The organism is Sphingomonas sp. PAMC 26621, from assembly GCF_000251145.1.
Lineage (GTDB): Bacteria > Pseudomonadota > Alphaproteobacteria > Sphingomonadales > Sphingomonadaceae > Sphingomonas.
In genome coordinates, this window is the sequence record NZ_AIDW01000023.1 from 115,685 (window position 1) to 134,783 (window position 19,099).

17 protein-coding genes and 1 pseudogene are annotated in these 19,099 nt (G+C 65.3%); 6 read left to right on the forward strand and 12 right to left on the reverse strand.

Annotated features, from left to right (window positions below; all coding sequences use genetic code 11):
- Nucleotides 1-5 precede the first annotated feature (5 nt).
- Entirely contained in the window at nucleotides 6-572 is a 567-nt protein-coding gene (locus tag RI03_RS13825) for a cytochrome b (protein WP_010160521.1), read from the forward strand.
- Nucleotides 573-582: 10 nt separating this feature from the next.
- On the opposite strand, the gene RI03_RS13830 is transcribed toward RI03_RS13825, so the two are convergent.
- The 7 genes and pseudogenes from RI03_RS13830 to rpiA all read right to left on the reverse strand — a co-directional run bounded on the left by RI03_RS13830 (nucleotide 583) and on the right by rpiA (nucleotide 7,463).
- On the reverse strand, nucleotides 583-1,605 hold the full coding sequence (locus RI03_RS13830) for an acetamidase/formamidase family protein (RefSeq protein WP_010218002.1): 1,023 nt from the start codon (nucleotides 1,603-1,605) through the stop codon (nucleotides 583-585).
- Between the two features lie 52 nt (nucleotides 1,606-1,657).
- Nucleotides 1,658-1,963, reverse strand: coding sequence for an HAD hydrolase family protein (locus tag RI03_RS25095; protein ID WP_274517560.1), 306 nt, complete (start codon nucleotides 1,961-1,963; stop codon nucleotides 1,658-1,660).
- The gene (locus RI03_RS13835; RefSeq protein WP_010218004.1) at nucleotides 1,870-2,478 is read right to left on the reverse strand and encodes an HAD family hydrolase; all 609 of its coding nucleotides are present in this window, start codon (nucleotides 2,476-2,478) and stop codon (nucleotides 1,870-1,872) included. Before RI03_RS13835 ends, RI03_RS25095 begins: the two co-directional genes overlap by 94 nt.
- Nucleotides 2,475-3,458 (reverse strand): phosphogluconate dehydrogenase (NAD(+)-dependent, decarboxylating), encoded by a 984-nt coding sequence (gene gnd / locus RI03_RS13840; protein WP_010218005.1) that lies wholly within the window; start codon nucleotides 3,456-3,458, stop codon nucleotides 2,475-2,477. Before gnd ends, RI03_RS13835 begins: the two co-directional genes overlap by 4 nt.
- An 85-nt stretch (nucleotides 3,459-3,543) precedes the next feature.
- Entirely contained in the window at nucleotides 3,544-4,653 is a 1,110-nt protein-coding gene (gene tal, locus RI03_RS13845) for a transaldolase (RefSeq protein WP_010218006.1), read from the reverse strand.
- Nucleotides 4,653-6,733 (reverse strand): annotated as a pseudogene (tkt, locus tag RI03_RS13850) (transketolase). The gene tal and the pseudogene tkt overlap by 1 nt, the downstream one beginning before the upstream one ends.
- 70 nt (nucleotides 6,734-6,803) lie before the next feature.
- Nucleotides 6,804-7,463, reverse strand: a complete 660-nt coding sequence (gene rpiA, locus RI03_RS13855) for a ribose-5-phosphate isomerase RpiA (RefSeq protein ID WP_010218007.1) — start codon at nucleotides 7,461-7,463, stop codon at nucleotides 6,804-6,806.
- A 103-nt stretch (nucleotides 7,464-7,566) separates the two neighbouring features.
- On the opposite strand from rpiA, the gene RI03_RS13860 reads away from it, so the two are divergent.
- Both RI03_RS13860 and msrA read left to right on the forward strand, forming a co-directional pair.
- Nucleotides 7,567-8,196: a DedA family protein gene (locus RI03_RS13860; RefSeq protein ID WP_010160528.1), complete on the forward strand. Its 630-nt coding sequence runs from the start codon at nucleotides 7,567-7,569 to the stop codon at nucleotides 8,194-8,196.
- Between the two features lie 88 nt (nucleotides 8,197-8,284).
- The gene (gene msrA / locus RI03_RS13865) at nucleotides 8,285-8,944 is read left to right on the forward strand and encodes a peptide-methionine (S)-S-oxide reductase MsrA (protein WP_010218008.1); all 660 of its coding nucleotides are present in this window, start codon (nucleotides 8,285-8,287) and stop codon (nucleotides 8,942-8,944) included.
- 152 nt (nucleotides 8,945-9,096) lie between these two features.
- On the opposite strand, the gene pdeM is transcribed toward msrA, so the two are convergent.
- Nucleotides 9,097-9,759, reverse strand: a complete 663-nt coding sequence (gene pdeM, locus RI03_RS13870) for a ligase-associated DNA damage response endonuclease PdeM (RefSeq protein ID WP_010218009.1) — start codon at nucleotides 9,757-9,759, stop codon at nucleotides 9,097-9,099.
- 112 nt (nucleotides 9,760-9,871) lie between these two features.
- Between pdeM and RI03_RS13875 the strand changes: the two genes are divergently transcribed.
- From RI03_RS13875 to RI03_RS13885, 3 genes are all read left to right on the forward strand, one after another.
- The gene (locus RI03_RS13875; protein ID WP_010218010.1) at nucleotides 9,872-11,818 is read left to right on the forward strand and encodes a potassium transporter Kup; all 1,947 of its coding nucleotides are present in this window, start codon (nucleotides 9,872-9,874) and stop codon (nucleotides 11,816-11,818) included.
- A gap of 431 nt (nucleotides 11,819-12,249) precedes the next feature.
- A complete protein-coding gene (locus tag RI03_RS13880; protein ID WP_010160532.1) occupies nucleotides 12,250-12,795 on the forward strand; it encodes a PEP-CTERM domain protein in 546 nt (181 codons plus the stop codon).
- Nucleotides 12,796-13,042: 247 nt separating this feature from the next.
- Nucleotides 13,043-13,300 (forward strand): hypothetical protein, encoded by a 258-nt coding sequence (locus RI03_RS13885; RefSeq protein WP_010218011.1) that lies wholly within the window; start codon nucleotides 13,043-13,045, stop codon nucleotides 13,298-13,300.
- On the opposite strand, the gene RI03_RS13890 is transcribed toward RI03_RS13885, so the two are convergent.
- The 4 genes from RI03_RS13890 to RI03_RS13905 all read right to left on the reverse strand — a co-directional run bounded on the left by RI03_RS13890 (nucleotide 13,301) and on the right by RI03_RS13905 (nucleotide 19,018).
- Nucleotides 13,301-14,707: a M20/M25/M40 family metallo-hydrolase gene (locus RI03_RS13890; protein ID WP_010218012.1), complete on the reverse strand. Its 1,407-nt coding sequence runs from the start codon at nucleotides 14,705-14,707 to the stop codon at nucleotides 13,301-13,303.
- Nucleotides 14,708-14,816: 109 nt separating this feature from the next.
- A complete protein-coding gene (locus RI03_RS13895; RefSeq protein WP_010218013.1) occupies nucleotides 14,817-15,806 on the reverse strand; it encodes a retropepsin-like aspartic protease in 990 nt (329 codons plus the stop codon).
- A gap of 36 nt (nucleotides 15,807-15,842) precedes the next feature.
- A complete protein-coding gene (locus RI03_RS13900; protein WP_026046729.1) occupies nucleotides 15,843-18,272 on the reverse strand; it encodes a ligase-associated DNA damage response DEXH box helicase in 2,430 nt (809 codons plus the stop codon).
- Nucleotides 18,273-18,403: 131 nt separating this feature from the next.
- Nucleotides 18,404-19,018, reverse strand: coding sequence for an SOS response-associated peptidase family protein (locus RI03_RS13905; protein ID WP_010218015.1), 615 nt, complete (start codon nucleotides 19,016-19,018; stop codon nucleotides 18,404-18,406).
- Nucleotides 19,019-19,099: the final 81 nt, after the last annotated feature.

Consider the following 19,099-nt stretch of genomic DNA (forward strand, 5'->3'; position numbering starts at 1 on the left):
GTCGCTTGGTCCAACGCTATACCGGTATCGCGATGCTGCTCCATTGGGTGGTCGCGGCACTCGTCGTCCTCAACGTCGCGCTGGCGTGGAGTTGGGACGGGCTGCTGCCCGATGCGCAGGTCCGTCCGGCGATCAACCTGCACAAGTCGGTCGGCATCACGATCCTGGGCCTGGCGATCCTGCGCCTGCTGTGGCGGTTCGCACATCGTCCCCCGCCCTTCCCGCGCGGCTATAGTGTTTGGGAGGCACGTCTCGCGCATGGCACCCACTACATGCTCTATGCGATCCTGTTCGCGATGCCGCTGACCGGTTGGATCATGGATTCGGCCTACGAGCATGCCGCCACGACGCCGATGTACTGGTTCGGCCTGTTCCAGTGGCCGCGGCTCGGCTTCATCATGGCGCTCGATCCGGCGACCAAGAAAAGCGTCCATGACGGCTTCGGCGCGGCGCACGAAATCATCGCCTATCTCGTCTATGCCCTGTTCGTTCTGCACGTCGCGGGCGCGATGAAGCATCAGATGCTCGATGGCACCAAGGAGCTCCAGCGGATGTGGCCTGGACGGCCTTAACCGTCGCGGTTCATTTTGCGTGGCGCTGCTCGAACACCGCCTTGGACAGCGCGACGTGGACGCCCTTGTTACGATCGACCAGTTCCGTCACTTCGACATCCCCGGCGACGCTTAGCAGCATATACGCGTCGTCGCGGGTCATGCCCTTCTCCGCGACGAGGAAGTCGATCATGTTGCGCAGCGCCTTGCGCGTCGCATTGCTGAGATCGTCATCGAAGCCCATCGCGATATAGTGGGTCGGCGTCTCGGCGCGCGGATAGGCGGACGCCTTGCGCTTGTGCAGGATGAACTGGAGCCGCCCGGTGAGCGACGTCTCCAGCGCGGTGATATCGACCTCGCCATTCCCCTGCGCCGCATGGCCATCCCCAACCTGGAACAAGGCCCCCGGTGCGTGGACCGGCAGGAACAGCGTGGTCCCTTCGACCAGCGCCTTGTCGTCCATGTTGCCACCGTTGATCGTCGGCGGAGCGCTGTCATAGCGACCGAACGACGGCGGCGGCGCCACCCCCATGCTGCCGAAAAAGGGGTGGAGCGGCACCGTGATGCCAGGCCCGAACCGCGCGACCATCGCCTTGGCATCGAGCGGTACGATCTTGGTGCGCGCATAGGGGAAATCGTCGGTCAGGAACCCCGCACCGTAGCGAAACCCGTTATAGGCATAGGGGATCGCGAGATCGACCTTGAGGATGCGGACCTCGAGCGTGTCGCCCGGCTCTGCCCCCGTGATCGCGATCGGTCCGGTCAGGATATGCCCGCCGGGGCCCCGTTCGGATGCGGGTACGCCGGCAAAGACAGCACGCAACGCCGGTTCGACGTCGGACGGGGCGATGCCCGCCTTTTCCAGCCCGGTCGGGCTGTTCGTCAGCAGCGTGTGGACGATCACGGTATCACCCGAGTCGATCGTCAGGACCGGTTTGGACGTCGCATCGTAATGGCCCCAGGCGACCGTGGTAGGGGTCGCGGGCAATTCGACCGTCTTGCCCGCAAGCGGTGCCGCCACGACCAGCCCTACCACTGCCGTCAGATACCGCATCCGCCTATCCCCATTCGCTTTTCAATGCGAACGATGATGGCGGATGCTGTGGTCAGCGTCCAGCCAGGATCGCTTCGATCGCCTCGGCGACGCCATCGTCATTGTTGCTCGCGACGACATGCGTCGCCTTGGCGCGGACCGGTTCCGGCCCCTGCCCCATCGCATAGGAAATCGCGGCGCGCGCAAACATCGGCAGGTCGTTCGCCTGATCGCCGAACACCGCGATTTGGTCGAGCGGTACGCCCATCGCCTCGGACAAAGCCGTCAAGCCATTGCCCTTGTTTCCCGACAGTGGCGTGACGTCGAGATAATAGGTCTGCGACTGGACGATCGTCGCCGCATCGGCAAACCGGTCCATCCGCTTGCGCAGGTCGATCGCAGGTCGGGATCGTCGCTGACGAAGGTGATCTTGTCCGCCCGGTCGAGCAGATTGGTGAAGTCCGTTGTCACGACCGGCTGCTGGTTGGACGCGCGCCGCTCACTGTCGACGTGGCCGCCGACGTCGGTGGTCGCATACCATTGGTCGTCCGCAAATACCCAGGTGTCGACCGCGGCACCCTCCGCCGCCGCCAGCGTGCCATCGACCACCGCGCGGTCGATCCGGTCGGCGCTGAGCACCGTCCCGTCACGCTTGAACAGCGTGCCGCCGTTGAAGGCCCCCATCGGCCCGTCGATCCCGAGCGTCTCGGCTATCGGCATCATCCCCGAGCGTGGACGCGCGCTGATGATGCTGAACCCGATCCCCGCAGCGCGGAGCTTGGCGACCGCTGCCTGAACCCCGGGGGTTACCTCCTTGTTGCTGTCAACCAGCGTTCCGTCGACGTCAGAGACGACCAGCCGGATCGTGCCGGTCCCGTACCCCGAACCGCTCATTGCGGCATCTCGACATGGCCGCCGAAGCCGAAACGCATCGCCGACAGCAACTTGTCGCCGAACGTATGCTCGACCCGGCTGCGATAGCGCGCAAAAAGCGCCGCCGAGAGGACGTAGACGGGAACCGCTTCCTCCATCGCCGCCTGGACGGTCCAGTGACCCTCACCCGAATCCGCGACATGACCCGAGAAATGCTCGAGCGCCTGATCCTTCGCGAGAGCCGACGCCGAGAGATCGAGCAGCCACGACGAAATGACCGATCCGCGCCGCCATACTTCGGCGATGTCGGTCAGGTTGAGGTCGAAGCGCTCGTCCTCCGGAAGCTTGTCCGACGACTTGCCCTTGAGCACGTCGAAGCCCTCGGCATAGGCAGCCATCAGGCCATACTCGATGCCGTTGTGGACCATCTTGACGAAATGCCCCGCGCCGGGCGCGCCGGCGTGGATATAGCCCTGCTCCGCGCGGGGGTCTTCCTGATCGAGGTTGCGCTCGGGCGTGCGCGGGATCGTCCCCATGCCTGGCGCAAGTGCGGAGAGGATCGGATCGATATGGTCGACCGCGTCCTTTTCGCCGCCGATCATCATGCAAAAGCCGCGCTCGAGGCCCCACACGCCACCCGAGGTGCCGACGTCGACATACCGGATGCCCTTTTCCGCGAGCATCTTCGCACGGCGAATATCGTCCTTGTAGAAGCTGTTGCCGCCATCGATGACGATGTCGCCCGACTTGGCGAAAGCGCCGATCGCCGCGACGGTCTGTTCGGTCGGCTCGCCTGCCGGGAGCATGACCCAGTAGATCGCCGGACTGTCGAGCTTGCCCGCCATGTCTTCAAGCGAGGTCGCGCCGACCGAGCCGTCCCCGACGAGCTTCAGCACTGCCGCGTCATCGCGATCGAACACCACCGTCTGGTGGCCAGCACGCATGATCCGGCGCGCGATGTTGCCGCCCATTCGGCCGAGGCCGATGATACCGATTTTCATGTCGCGCGCACTCCTGAGGGGATCCGAGAAAGAAACGTCCGCCCCGGAAAGCTCCGGGACGGACGGCTAAACGTGCAAGGTGGCTTTAAGCTGCAACCGGATGCTTGGCCGCAATCGCGCCGAGCAGATCGTCGAACGCCTTGGAGAAGGAGGCGACCCCCTCTTCCACCAGTTCGTCCGTCACTCCGTCGAGATCGAGCCCGAGCCGCTCGGCCTCGGCCAAGACATGGCGGGCACCCGCGATATCCTGCGTCAGCGTCTCGGTCGCGGTGCCGCGGAGGCGGTAGGCGTCGAGCGTCTTGGGCGGGATCGTGTTGACCGTGTCCTTGCCGATCAGCGAGTCGAGATACAGCGTATCGGGATAGTCGGGATTCTTGGTTCCCGTTGACGCCCACAACAGCCGCTGGACCTGCGCACCCTTCGCGGCGAGCGCCTGCCAGCGCGACGAAGCGATGAATTCCTCATACCAAGCGTAGGCCAGTTTCGCGTTGGCGATTGCGACCTTGCCCTTGAGCGGCTTGGCCTCGTCGCCGCCGACACCGGCATCGATCTTGTCGTCGACCTTCGAATCGATCCGGCTGACGAAGAAGCTTGCGACGCTGGCAATCCGGTCGATTGGCTCACCGCGCGCGGCGCGCTTCTCGAGACCCTCGACATAGGCTTCCGCCACCGCCTGGTAGGCGCTCTGCGAGAACAACAGCGTGACGTTGACGTTGATCCCGGCGTCGATCGTCGCCGCGATCGCGGGGACGCCAGCCGGCGTGCCCGGGATCTTGATCATCACGTTGGGCCGGTTGACCGCCTTCCACAGCTTCTGCGCTTCGGCGATCGTCGCGTCGGTGTCGTTCGCCAGATACGGCGAGACCTCGAGGCTGACATAGCCGTCCTTGGCGTCAAGCCGGTCATAGACCGGGCGGAGCGTGTCCGCTGCCGCCTGGATGTCGAGGATCGCGAGATGCTCGTACCGGTCGATCGTCGGCGCATCGGGGTTGGTCTTGTCATAAGCGGCGAGCTCGGCGTCATACGCGTCGCCATGCCCCATCGCCTTTTCGAAGATCGACGGGTTCGAGGTCACGCCGGTCAGCGCGTCCTCGTCGACCATCTTCTTGAGGCTGCCCTCGGCGAGGAACTTCTTCTCGACGAAATCGAGCCAGACTGCCTGACCGAGTGCGGCCAGATCGTTAAGCTTGCCCATCAGTTCTTCTCCCGCAGTTCGTTGGCGATCTTCACGATGTTGTCGACCGTGAAGCCGTATTTGTCCTGAAGCTTGGTGATCGGCGCGGACGCCCCGAAGGTCGACATCGTCACGGTCGCACCGTCGAGCCCGACATAACGATCCCAACCGATCTCGCCCGCCATCTCGATCGCGATGCGCGCCTTGACGCTCTTGGGCAGGACCGATTCCTTATACGCCGCATCCTGCAGCTCGTAGCGATACCAGCTCGGCATCGACACGACTCGCGAGGCGACGCCGCTTTCCTTGAGCTTTTCGTGCGCGGCGACCGCGAGCGAGACTTCCGAACCCGTGGCGATCAGGATGACCTCGGGGTTCTCGTCGCCGTCGAGGACATAGGCGCCCTTCTTGACGCCATCAGCGCTCGCATATTTGCTGCGGTCGAGCGTCGGCAGCGCCTGGCGCGAGAGCACCAGCGCAGTCGGGTGGCTCGCATCCTCGACCACCGCGCGCCACGCGGCGGCGACTTCGTTCGCGTCGCCCGGACGGATCGTATCGAGCCCCGGGATCGCGCGGAGCGTCGCGAGATGCTCGATCGGCTGATGGGTCGGGCGTCTTCGCCGACGCCGATCGAGTCATGCGTGAACACCCAGACCGAGCCGACTTCCATGATCGCCGACAGGCGGATCGGTGCGCGCATGTAATCGCAGAACACCAGGAAGGTGGAGCCGTAGCCGCGCAGGTGCGACAGCGTCATGCCGTTGACGATCGCGCCCATGCCATGCTCGCGCACGCCGAAGTGGAAGTTGGTCCCGCCGTAATTGTCCGCCTCGAACGAGGGCGCTCCCTTGATGTCGGTCTTGGTCGACGGCGAAAGATCGGCGGAACCGCCGAGCAGCCACGGGAGCTTGGGCGCGATCGCGTTGAGCACCTTGCCCGACGAGTCGCGCGAGGCGACGCCCTTGGCATCCGCCTCGAACACCGGAATGTCGGCGTCCCAGCCATCCGGCAGGCTGTCCGACAGCATCGAATCGAGCATGTTGGCGAGTTCGGGATGCACCGCGCGATATTCGACGACCTTGGCTTCCCATTCCTGCCGCAGCGGGCCAGCGCGGTCCATCATCGACGCCTTGAACCGCTCGGCGACGCCTTCGGGGACGTAGAACTGCTTGTCCTCGGGCCAGCCGTACGCCTGCTTGGTCAGTCGGACGTTCTCGACGCCGAGCGGCTCGCCGTGGGCCTTTTCGCTGCCCGCCTTGGGGCTGCCATAGCCGATCACCGAATGGACGACGATGAAGGTCGGCTTGTCGGTGGTCGCCTTGAACGTCTCGAGCGCAGCGCTCAGCGCCGCCGTGTCGTTCGCATCATCGACGTGGATGACGTTCCAGCCATAAGCGACGAAGCGTGCGCCAACATCTTCGTCGAACGCGAGCGCGGTGTTGCCCTCGATCGAGATGTGGTTGCTGTCGTAGATCCAGCAGAGGTTGGACAGCTTGAGATGCCCCGCGACCGAAGCGGCCTCGGCGGTCACGCCCTCCATCATGTCGCCGTCGCCGCAGAGCGAATAGACGTCATGGTCGAACAGCGTGAAATTCGGCTGGTTAAACTTCGCCGCGAGCCAACGCTCGGCGATCGCCATGCCGACCGAATTGCCACAACCCTGGCCGAGCGGGCCGGTCGTCGTCTCGACACCCGTGGTGTGGCGATATTCGGGGTGGCCCGGAGTCTTCGAATCGAGCTGGCGGAACTGCTCGAGGTCGTGGAGGCTGAGCGCGGGCTTGCCGGTCTTGTTGCCCTCGGCATCGATCTCCTCGATCCCGGCGAGGTGGATCAGCGAATAGAGCAGCATCGACGCATGGCCGACCGACAGGACGAAGCGATCGCGGTTGGGCCAGTCGGGCGTGGTCGGGTCGTAGCGCAGGAACTTGGTCCACAGCGTCTGGCCGACCGGCGCGAGCGCCATCGGCGTGCCGGGGTGCCCGGAATTGGCGGCCTGCACCGCATCCATCGAGAGCGTGCGGATCGTATCGATCGCGAGCCGGTCGGCGCTGCCGTCTTCGTGGACGCCGGTCGCGGCGGTTTGGGTCTGGGTATCGGCCATGGAGCAGGTTCACCTTGTTGTTGCGCCCTGAACGCTTGCGCGTCGGTCGGGTTGCCGGAATGGGTGGGCTTTAATCCGCCGCGCGTTTGCGTTCCAGTCGCGTAACGACGCCATTTTCGGCGATATAGCTGGCAGAGACTTCGGAGAGAAACAGGCCGTGGCCGAGCGCGCCCGGGATCTGCGCGATCTGCGCGGCGAGCCGGGCGTGATCCACGCCGGGCGGAAAGCGGCAATCGAGGATCGCGTTTCCCTGATCCGAAACGAACCCGGCGCGCGGGGTCACCGTGCCGCCGAGTGCCGCAAGTCGCGCCGCGACAAATGCCTGCCCGAAGGGGAGGACCTCGACCGGGATCGCCGCGACGCCGATGGCGTCCACGCACTTGGACGAATCCGCGATCACGATCATCCGGGCGCTGGCGCTCGCCACGACCTTCTCGCGCAGCATCGCGCCGCCTGCTCCCTTGATCGCGCGGAACCGCGAATCGATCTCATCCGCGCCGTCAATGGTCAGGTCGATGTGGGCAGGCAAGTCGATCAGCGCGATCCCCGCCGCGCGGGCCAGCGCCGCGCTCGCCAGGCTGGTTGCGACCGCGCGGATATCGAGCCGGCGTTCCCCGAGCGCGGCGATCGCGAACGCGGCGGTCGACCCCGTCCCCAGCCCGACGACCATTCCGGGGCGGACTTCCTCGATCGCGGCGAGCGCAGCGGCGCGTTTGTCCGACTCGTTCATGGCCGCTGCCTTAGCACCCCGACCGCCGCCGGGAACCCCGTCTTCCCGCCTACGCCATATTTCCGCTGGCCCCGTGCCGCGGCACAGGGCAAAGCGCGGCCCCATGTTCGAAAAGATCCTGGCAACACTCGCCACCTTCACCATCTGGGTCATTTCCAGCGGCGGCTATGTCGGCATCGCCATATTGATGGCGATCGAATCGGCGTGCATCCCGCTTCCGTCCGAGATCATCATGCCGTTTGCGGGCTACCTGGTCTCGGTCGGACGGTTCAACCTGTTCTGGGCGGCGACCGCGGGCGCGATCGGGTGCAACGTCGGATCGATCGTCGCGTATGAGATCGGCAAGCGCGGCGGGCGCCCGCTCGCCGAACGCTGGGGCCGTTACCTGTTGATCGGTCCGGGCGAACTCGACACCGCAGATCGCTTCTTCGCGCGGTTCGGGAGCATCGCGGTGCTGATCGGACGCCTGCTCCCGGTGGTCCGCTCGTTCATCGCGTTTCCGGCGGGTGTCGCGCGGATGCCGCTGATCCCCTTCCACCTCTACACGTTCCTCGGCTCGTGGCCGTGGTGCTTCGGGCTTGCCTGGGTCGGCATGACGCTCGGCGACAAGTGGAACAGCGATCCGCGGATCAAGGCGGCGTTCCACAGCGCGGATCTCGTCATCGGCGTGGTTCTGATCGCGGCCATTGCCTTTTATATCTGGCACCGCGTCCGCGGCTTGAAGCGGCACTGAGCCGTCCCGACATCCTTTTTACGGCAGATCCGTAACTTCGCCGGCACCACCGGCGGATAGCGGACTGCTACAGAAAAGGTTTCTTGCGATGCTCAAGCCCGTTCTCATCACTGCTGCCTGCGTCGGCGCAGCCGCCTTCGTTTTTGCCGGCGGCGCGGCGCAAGCCGAACGTGCCGTCCCCATCCCCGCTGCCGCAGCCGACGTGACCGGCGTATCCGGGCCGCAGACCGTCGTTTTCGCAGGCGGTTGCTTCTGGGGCATGGAAGCTGTGTTCGAGCATGTGAAGGGCGTGCGCCAGGTCACCGCCGGCTATGCCGGTGGGACGCGCGACACCGCGACCTACGATCAGGTCTCGACCGAGACGACCCGCCATGCCGAGGCGATCCGCGTGGTCTACGATCCGGCCAAGGTCAGTTACGCGACGCTGCTTCGCGTCTATTTCTCGATAGCGCACAATCCGACGGAGTTGAACCGGCAGGGCCCCGACAGCGGGATCAGCTATCGTTCGGCGATCTTCCCGCAGAACGCCGCGCAACGGGGCGTTGCGGCGGCCTATATCGCGCAGCTCGGCAAGGCGCGCGTATTCCCCAAGCCGATCGTCACCAAGATCGAGACCGGCGCGTTCTTCCCCGCTGAGGCGTATCACCAGAACTTCTACGACCGGAACCCGAACCATCCGTACATCGTGACGTTCGACAAGCCGAAGGTGGCAGCGTTTCGCGCCGGGTTCCCGCAACTGGCGAGCTGAGGGAGGGAACGTACCGCCCATTTGCCGCTTCCCAGGCGCAAGCCGGGGCCCAGGAGCCAACCAGCCGAATATTTAACGCTGCGCTCGGTTACCTCGGCCATTTCGTCTGGGCCCCGGCCTTCGCCGGGGAAGGTAATCAGGAGCAGCCTTCCCTAAGCCGCCAGCCGGAACCGCAACAACCGGTCCTCGATCGGGATCAGCGCCTCGGCGCCCTTGCCCACCGCGCGGACGATCTCGGGGTGCTGCGCGTCCAGCCCCCCGGTCAGCGCACCGAACGCCGGGAGGATGAGCTTGGTCGGCGTTGCCACGAAGCACCGTCGCGAGACGTTCTGCCCGCGCACGCGGAGCCGCAACTTGGGATGGAAGTGACCGCTTAGCTCGGGCCGCGCATCGGTCGGATCGGCTTCGTGCCGCAGCACCAGTCCGTCGACCACCGCCTCGTCGACCACCGCCCCACCACACCGGTCGACCATCCCGCTATCATGGTTCCCCGTGATCCAGGTCCACCGCGTCGCACCGGTCAGCGCGCGGAGCCGGGATTGCGCCTCCGCAGGCAAGCGATCGCACCCTTCGTCGTCGTGATAGCTGTCGCCCAGGCACCAGATTTCCGTGGCACCCGTCGCCGCGACGACGTCTTCGAGCGCCTCGAGGGTGACGAGCGAATCATACGGCGGGAGCATCTGCCCCCGCTGCGCAAACCAGCTCGCCTTTTCGAAGTGCAGGTCCGCCACCAGCACTGCCCCGCGCCGCGGCCAGAACAGCGCGCCGCTACGGAGTGCTAGCAAATCATGATTGGCGAACGAAAAGGGAACCATGTCCGTCGCTATGACTTAAGGTTACGCTTCATGCAACGTTCACGAAAGCGCTTGCGCTGAGGGACCACAAGCGTAAAGCGCGCCGTCCTTATTGGCAGGTCGCCTTATTATCATGTCCGTTGCAACCGCCACCACCACGGCCGCAAACCCCCATGGCACGACGCCGCATCCGGCGTTGTTCGCGCTGACGATCGGCGCGATCGGGGTCGTTTTCGGCGATATCGGCACCAGCCCGCTCTACGCGTTTCGCGAAGCGCTCGAGCTTACCGGCAAGGACGGGCTCGACCCGGGCGAGATCCTCGGCGTGCTGAGTCTTGCGATCTGGTCGCTGATCCTCGTCGTGACGGTCAAATACGTCATCTTCCTGATGCGGATGGACAATCAGGGCGAAGGCGGCGTGCTGGCACTGACCGCTCTCGCACGGCGTGCGCTCGGCAAACGTTCGCTGATCGCCTTGGTGCTGGGGTCGGCGGGCGCATCGTTGTTCTACGGTGATGCGATCATCACGCCAGCGCTATCCGTGCTGTCCGCGGTCGAGGGGCTCAAGACGATCCCGGGGATGGAAACGGTCATCAGTGAGCAGGTGATCCTGTCGATGACGATCGTCATCCTGATTGCCTTGTTCGCGATTCAGAGCCGCGGCACCGCCAGCGTCTCGCGGTTGTTCGGGCCGGTCTGCCTCGTGTGGTTCCTCGTGCTCGGCGCGCTGGGGCTGTGGCATATCGCCGACGAACCTTCGATCCTGCGCGTCATCTCGCCGCATTACGGTGCGTTCTTCCTGCTCGATCACGGCGTGACGGGCCTGTTCGTGCTCGGCGCAGTCTTTCTGACCGTGACGGGCGCGGAAGCATTGACCGCGGACATGGGGCATTTCGGTCGCCTCCCGATCCGGATCGGCTGGTTCGCGCTCGTTTTCCCCTGCCTGATCTGCAATTACCTGGGCCAAGGCGCGTTCGCGCTCAACGCGCTGGAAGCCGCGAAGGCCGCCGGGCAGCCGTTCCATAATCAGGACTGGTTCTTTCTCATGGCCCCCGCCGGCCTGCGGCCGTGGCTGATCGTGCTGGCGATGGCGGCGACCGTGATCGCGAGCCAGGCGGTGATCACCGGGGCCTATTCACTGACGCAGCAGGCGATCCAGCTCGGGCTGCTGCCGCGGCTCCGGATCCGCCAGACATCGGCGACGCAGGCGGGGCAGATCTACCTTCCGTCGATCAACTGGCTGCTGCTGTTCGGCGTGCTGGTGCTCGTCGTCCAGTTCCGTACCTCGTCCGCGATGGCGGCGGCCTACGGGATCGCGGTGACCGGCACGATGGTCGTGACGACGCTGCTCGCGTACATCGTCGTGCGGCATCGCTGGAGCTGGAGCCGGCCGGTCGCGCTCGCGGTCATCTTGCCGTTCCTGACGCTCGACCTGATCTTCTTCGGGGCGAACATCCTGCGCGTGATCGAGGGCGGCTGGGTGCCGCTGGTGGTCGCGGGGGGGATCGGGCTGGTAATCTACACCTGGAACCGCGGACGCGGGATCGTCCGGGCGTTCGAGGCACGCCAGAGCGTGCCCCTGACCGACCTCGCCGCCGCACTCGCCAAGCGCCCGCCCGAGCGGGTCGAGGGAACCGCGGTCTTCCTCACCGCCAACCCCGACAGCGCGCCGGGCGCGCTGCTCCACAATCTCAAGCACAATAAGGTGCTGCACGAGAAGAACCTGATCGTCAGCATCCGCACCGCCGATCGCCCCTCGGTCGCGCCCGAGGAGCGTGCGGAGATCCGTCAGGTCGATCCGAATTTCACGATCGTCGTGCTGCACTATGGCTTCATGGAATCACCCGACGTCCCGCGCGATCTCGGTCTGGAAGCGACGTCGCACAAGAAGACGCTCAACCCCGCCAAGACGAGCTATTTCATCGGTCGCAACACGATCAAACCGGCGGCGGACCAGGGCATGCCGCTGTGGCAGGACCGGATCTTCATGTTCCTCCAGCGCAACGCCAGCGACCCGACCGACTTCCTCAAGATCCCGCCGGGCAAGGTGCTGGAACTGGGCGAACAGGTCACGGTCTGAGGCGATCCGGCTGCGCGCTGGATGCGGCAGTTTAGGGCACAGTCGTGCGATACGCGCTTTCAGTCTGCACGGTGCTGGGGAACGGCGCTGGTGCGCGGCTATTGATGCCCGCCTGCCCTGAAAAGCCCGAGATCCGCTTTCCGATCTCCGCGGCTCGTCAAACCCTCCGGAAAGGCAAGTCCCGTAACCCGGGGCCTTGCGGTGTCACAGAGGTACCGCGAGTTTAGCAGTGACCGAAGCGGAATATCCGACATACTATGCACTCTGCGATCGACTCTATTCCGAACATGGTGAGCCAATCTCTACAGCGAATGATCAACGTTTTGGTAATCCTGCGGTTTGGTTAATGTCTCCGCAACCTTTCACGCATGTTTAACGTAACTCCCGAAGAAACCTGCGCAAAGGCCGGTTTCAACAGGGAGAGTTGAGTCATGAAAACGGTATTCGCGTTAACGGCAGCGATCGCGGCATTGTCGTCCACCCAGGCGTCTGCAGCCCAATTCAATTTTAGCTTCGATACGACAAGCACGCTGTTCGGCGGCCCCGCCCAGACGGTTCGCGGCATCTTCAACACCTCCGACACCGCAGTTCAGCGCGATGGGCAGACCGCCCTGGCGATCACCGGCATATCCGGCATGATCAACGACGTTGCGATCAGCGGCCTGTTCGATGCGCCAGGTAACCCGACATATTATTACTTCACGACGGGTCCGACCTTCCTGGATGGCAGCGGTGTGCGGTTCAATGCGGGGGCCGCATCGAACATCGCATTCTTCCATCAGGATGGGGTGTCGGCTGACGTGTACCGCATCAACGGCAACGGAACCATCTCCGCCTTCGGCTCGGCTTCATCGAGTGCGGTTGTCGCCGCTGCGGTACCCGAAGCTGCAACCTGGGCGATGATGATCGCGGGCTTCGGGATGACGGGTGCCGCGATGCGAACCCGTCGCCGCAATACCCGGATGACGTTAGCGTAGCACTGCGCTTCCGCGTCGACGCCAAGCCGCCGGTCGAAAGGCCTCCGGCTTGGTGTCGGTGCGCTCCCCGGTCTGACATTGTCTCAACCACCGTCCCGGGTCACCCCACCATCGGGCCCACCCGGCGGGATTCGACGTCGATCCATAGCGATCAGACATAGTCGCCTTTGACCGCGCAGCCGCGGCACCATAAGCGCAGGACACCCGCCGGTCGGTCACGACCAGCTCCGCTCGCTAGGAGACGCGCATGTCCGACGATTACGACCGCGGTCGACGCGATGGCTTGCGGCTCGCACTCGCAATCCTGTCGGCGGAAGAAGCGAAATGGGCGGCCGTACTCGGCGAGAGCAAGTCGTGGCGGACCAACCAGATCCGCGAAGTCCGCCACAAGACGCTGCAGGTCGCGCAGAAGCGGGTCCAGACCGTGCTGAACCGCCTCTCGCCGAAACAGAACGCCGGCATCAGCGACGAACTCGCTGCCGCGCTCGACATCGCGGGGCTCTGATCAGCCCGCATACGCCTTGACCACGTCGAACAGGTAATCCCGCCCGTCATACAGCGACTTGACGTTCATCCGCTCGTTCAGCCCGTGCGCGCGGTTGATGTCCGAACCGATGAACAGCCCGGGGACGCCGTAAACCGGGATCCCGATCGCCTCGAAGAAGATCCCGTCGGTCGCGCCGGTCGACATCAGCGGCAGGATCGCGGTGCCGGGGAAATGCTTCGCCGCGACCGCCTTGGCCGGGTTGAGGATCTTGGGATCGAGCGTCGGCGGCACCGCGGTCGGGCGGACCGGCTGGTTCGCGGTGACCGTCACCTTGGGCCCGGCAAGTTCTTTCAATTTGGCGAGCGTGGCGTCGACCGTCTCGCCCGGGAAGATCCGGCAATTGACGTTGGCGGTCGCGCGCTGCGGCAAGGCATTCTCGGCATGGCCCGCATTCAACAGCGTCGCGACACAAGTGGTGCGGAGCATCGAATGATAGGTCTTGTTCGCGCTGACCACCGCATTCGCCGCGGCATCCGACGGATCGGCGATCAGCCGCTTGATCGCGTCGCCCGTTGGCCCAGGCTGCGCTGCGGCGTTCCCGGCGAAGAACGCGCGCGTCGTGTCGGTAAATCGGATCGGGAATTCATACCCCTGCACCGCCTTCAACGCATCCGACAGCTGATAGATCGCATTGTCGGGGGTCGGCTGCGAGCTGTGTCCGCCGGGGTTGGTCGCGAGCAACGTGAAGTTCTGCGCGGCCTTCTCGCCGACCTGGAGGAACAGCGTCTTGCGCTCGCCTTCCTCGGTCAGCAGCCCGCCGCCGCCTTCGTTGAGCGCGAACTCGGCCGCGATCAGCTCGGGCTTGTTCTTGGCGAGCCACTCGGCACCGTTGAAAGCGAAGGTGGTTTCCTCGCCGCACGTCAGCGCGAGCTTGATCGTGCGCTTGGGGTGATAGCCGCCGGTCTTGAACCGGATCATCGCGTCCGACCAGATCGCCGCCTGCGCCTTGTCGTCGGTGCTGCCGCGCGCGTAATAATAGCCGCCGTCCTCGACCAGCTTGAACGGGTCACGCGTCCAGTCCTCGCGCTTGGCCTCGACCACGTCGATATGCGCCATCAACAGCATTGGCTTGGCGCGCGGGTTGCTGCCTTTCAGGATCGCGACGAGGCCGCCTTCCTTGGGATGGTCCGGCACCGAGAAATAGGTGAGGTCGGCATCGGCATAGCCCGCCGCCTTCAACCGGGCGCCGATCTGCGCCGCAGCCTGCGTGCAACTTCCCGAAGACAAGGTGGTGTTGGTCTCCACCAGTTCCTTGTAGACCTCGAAGAACGCCTTCTGATCGGGCCGGTCCTGCGCTGCCGCGGGTGTGAGACCGGCCCCCGTTGCCGTCGTGCCGAGTAGGATTGCCAGAGTAATCGCGCGCATGGTGCCCCCCATTTGTTATGCGGCAGAGGCTAGCGCGGTATTGGGGGAACGCAACGGCTGTGTGGGCCCCTTCCCTTCCTCCTGTCACCCCGGGGTCTTGCTCGACCGTTCAGGGGATTCCCGGCACCGCCGCGGCCCTCGGCCGCGCCAGATGCAGCTCGCGATTGGCAAAGTCGATCCGCACTCGCCCGAACAACCGCAGCGCGTCCATCCCGAGCAGCAAGGCGGGACGGTCCGCCAGCCCGAGCCGCCGGAATGGCGCAGCGTCGGAAAAGGCGATCGGCAGATTGGCAAGGCCGATCTCGCCGACATGAACCCCCGTGACGATCCCATATTGCGCGTCGAGCATGGCACCGGTCACGCTCAGCAGACGGACTGCGATCAATGATCCGCTACTGCGTCCGACCAGTCGCTGCAGCGCGATATTGCCCATGCTGACGACCGAGCCGGTATCGATGACGACCCGGATCCGCCGCCCATCGTAGACCGCATCGGTAACGACGAGCTGACCGAGAACGTTCTTCGCGCGAATCACGATATCGTCCGGCCCGAACGTCTCACGTCGGGTCCGCCGCGTTGCGGGGAAGACCGTCATCACGTCCCGTGCAAAATCGATCTCGACGGCCTTGCCTTGCAAAGTATCGATGCCGACGAGACCGGCCGCACCAAGATTATGCGCGAACAATACGGGCGCTTCGATCCGTGTCGCGGTGAGGGATGCGCCCGCCCGGGGCGTCCCGACCACGATCTGCGGGACCGCCACGGTCGGCACCGGCACCGTGCCCGCCATCGCGGTCACCCGGACCATCGGCCCCGGCGTGAGGCTTAGCGTCGTGGCAACTTCGCGGGACACGACGGTTCGTTCCGATCCGGTGTCGACGATGAAACGATAGGGACCTGCACCGCCGATCGTCACCGGAACGGTCATGCGGGTCTCGTCGGTCGCGAAGGCGAGCTCGTCCTGCGGCGATGGCGGCGGATCTTGCTGCGCGGTCTGCTGCATTGGCGTCTGCTGCACTGGCGGCTGCAGCACAGCCTGTCCCGGTTCGCCCATCGAGAACACGGAAACCGCCAGGAACAGGGCCGGGTGCATGATCATCACGGTACGCCTGTTCCCCCGCACCAACAAGCGTGCCTAATCGAGCCGCATTGCCTCCGCCGCGAGCACCTCCGCCTCCGCCAGCAGCGCGTCGTCGGACATGCCCTGCGCGACTTTCTCGCGTCCGATCAGCGTCAATACCGGGACCGCCAGCGGCGATATGCGCGGAAGGTCGACATGCAGCATCGTCTCCGCCGCCCGGTCGAGCAGGCTGGCGAGCCGCCCGACGTCGGTCATCCGCGCGCGCGCATCCGCCCACGCCGCCTGCAGCAGAATATGCGCGGGCTCATATTTGCGGAGCACGTCGTAGATCAGGTCGGTCGAGAAGGTCACCTGCCGCCCGGTCTTGCGCTTCCCCGGGATCTGGCGCTCGACCAGCCCCCCGATCACCGCGACTTCGCGGAACGCGCGCTTGAGGAGGGCGGATTGCTGCACCCATTCGACGAACTCGTCCTCGAGAATATCGGGGGAGAACAACGCGGCGGGATCGGTGATCGGGTCGAGCCCGAAACACGCCAGCGCATAGTCGTTCGAGACGAAGCCGATCGGCCGCAATCCCTGCGTCTCCATCCGTCGTGTGACGAGCATCCCGAGCGACTGGTGCGCGTTCCAGCCCTCGAAGCTGTAGGCGACCATGTAATGCCGTCCCTCCCGCGGGAAGGTCTCGACCAGCAACTGGCCGGGGCGGGGCAGCGTCGAGCGAAGCTGCTGGACCTCGAGCCATTCGCGCACATCATCGGGGAACCGCGACCATTCGGACGGTTCCGCCAGAAACCCGCGAACCCGATTGGCGAGATTGGTCGATAACGGCATCCGGGATCCGCCATAGCTCGGGATCCGTGCCGGCCTTGCGGTTGCCCGCACGACAAGGTCCTCGGTGTCGATCCGCTCGACCTCGAGGCTCATCCCTGCGAAGAAGAAGGTGTCGCCCGGGCTCATCGTCGCGGCGAACGCTTCCTCGACCCGGCCGAGCGTCCTCCCGTTCTTGAAGCGGACGCTGAGCATCGTCGCCTCGACGATGATCCCCGCATTGAGCCGATGTTGCGCAATAAACCTGGGGTGGGTGATCCGCCACGTCCCGTCAGCGTCCTGCGTCAACCGCTTGAACTTGTCGTACGCCTGAAGCGCATAGCCGCCATCGCGAATGAAGCTGAGGACCTGGATGAAGGTCTCCTCGGTCAGCGCGGAATAGGGCAAGGCCGAGCGGATCTCGTCGAGCAGCCGCGCCTGATCGAAGGGTGCCGCACAGGCGCACGCCATGACATGCTGCGCCAGCACGTCGAGCGCCCCCATGCGAAAGACGTCCTCGTCCAGTTCGCCCGCCTCGACCGCATCGAGCGCGGCGCGTGCCTCGAGATATTCGAACCGATTGCCGGGGACGACGATCGCCTCGGACGATTCATCGAGCCGGTGGTTCGACCGCCCGATCCGCTGGAGCAACCGCGACGATCCCTTGGGTGCGCCCATCTGGATCACGCAGTCGACGTCACCCCAGTCGACGCCGAGATCAAGGCTGGCGGTCGCGACCAGCCCGCGCAACTTGCCCGCCGCCATCGCGCCCTCGACCTTGCGCCGCGCCTCGAGGCTGAGCGATCCGTGATGGACGCCCAGCGGCAGGTTCATCGCATTGGCCTTCCACAGATCCTGGAAGATCAGCTCGGCGAGCGCGCGGGTGTTGCAGAAGACGATCGTGGTCTTGTGCGTCTCGATCTCGGCGATCACCTGTTCGGCGGCATAGCGCCCCGAATGCCCCGACCAGGGAATGCGACCCTCGGGCAACAAGATCGCGATGTTCGGCGGCGCGCCGGGATCGCCCCTCACGAGCCGGACCGTATCGATATCGCCATCGGGTGCGAGCCACGCGCGATAGCCATCGGGGTCAGCGACGGTCGCCGACAACGCGACCCGACGGAGCCCGGGCGAAATCGTCTGGAGCCGCGCCATGCCGAGCGAAAGCAGGTCGCCGCGCTTGCCGGTCGCGAAGGCGTGGACCTCGTCGACGACGATCGTGCGCAATCCCGCGAACATCGTCGCGGCGTCGGGGTAGCTAAGCAGCAGACTGAGCGATTCGGGCGTGGTCAGCAGGATCTGCGGCGGGCGGATCCGCTGGCGCGCCTTGCGGTCGCTGGGCGTGTCGCCGGTCCGCGTCTCGATCCGGATATCGAGCCCCATTTCCTCGACCGGGGCAAGCAGATTGCGCTGGATATCGACCGCTAGCGCCTTGAGCGGCGAGACGTAGAGGGTGTGCAGCCCTTCGGCAGGCGTTTCGATCAGTTCGGTGAGCGTCGGCAGGAAGCCGGCGAGCGTCTTGCCCGCACCCGTGGTGGCGACGAGCAACCCGTGCGCCCCAGCGCGCGCGACGTCGAGCATGTCCAGCTGGTGGCGTCGCGGTGCCCAGCCCTTGGTGGCGAACCAGTCGGTCAGGACGGTGGGAAGAGACGACGCAGGTTGAGGCACTTGTGCCATATGGTGCGTGCGGTGCGGCGCGGCTAGGATCGAATTGGCCGGCCCGTGCAGGGCCTCCCTCGATCATCGCTGCCGAGAAGCGCTACCGGGCTGCTGCGCGAGCAGGTGCCCAGGGTTACGGTGCGCGATACTTATCGCAGCACGGGCTCGACCGTCAGCGATCCTGCGGGCAGCGGGACGCAGACGTCCGACGCGGGCGTTTCTCCCGACAGCCAGCCCGCCCAGTCCCGCCGCTCGACGATCACGATCTGGCGGTCGTGGTACGGTGCGATATCGGGTCCGGGCGGGCAGGTCAGCATGGTGAAGGCCTCCCCAACCGCGGGATGTTCGCGCCACAGTCCGGCGATGCCGAACCACGCCTCGCCCGTCTTACGGAAAGACCATTTGTCCTTTTTCTTATGCCGCGGATCGGCGGGCGCGGTGAATTCATAAAAGGCGTCCGCCGCGATCAGGCAGCGTCCCTGCGCGGCACTGTTGCGAAAATCGCGACTGTCGGAGCGATAATTATAGACCGGTTTGCCGGAGGGTCCGGGCCAGCTCCAGCGGCGCATGACGCCTTCCGCGGAAAATTCTTTGTCGGCGGCGCTACGGCTCAAGCGCACGATAAAGGTCGTGTCGGTGATGCGGAAGCTGTCGATACTCGCGAGGTTGGGGAGACTCTCCGGGAAACGCAGCGGGATGCGCAACGCGGTGAAATCATCCCGCATCAGGTCAAGCGCGATCCGGCGGGCTGCTTCGTTACACATGGCTGGATTTTACGCACATTTACCGGGGGGCGAAACCGTCTCGGGGCAATAGAGGGAGGGGACGCGCGGGGACGTGTTCCC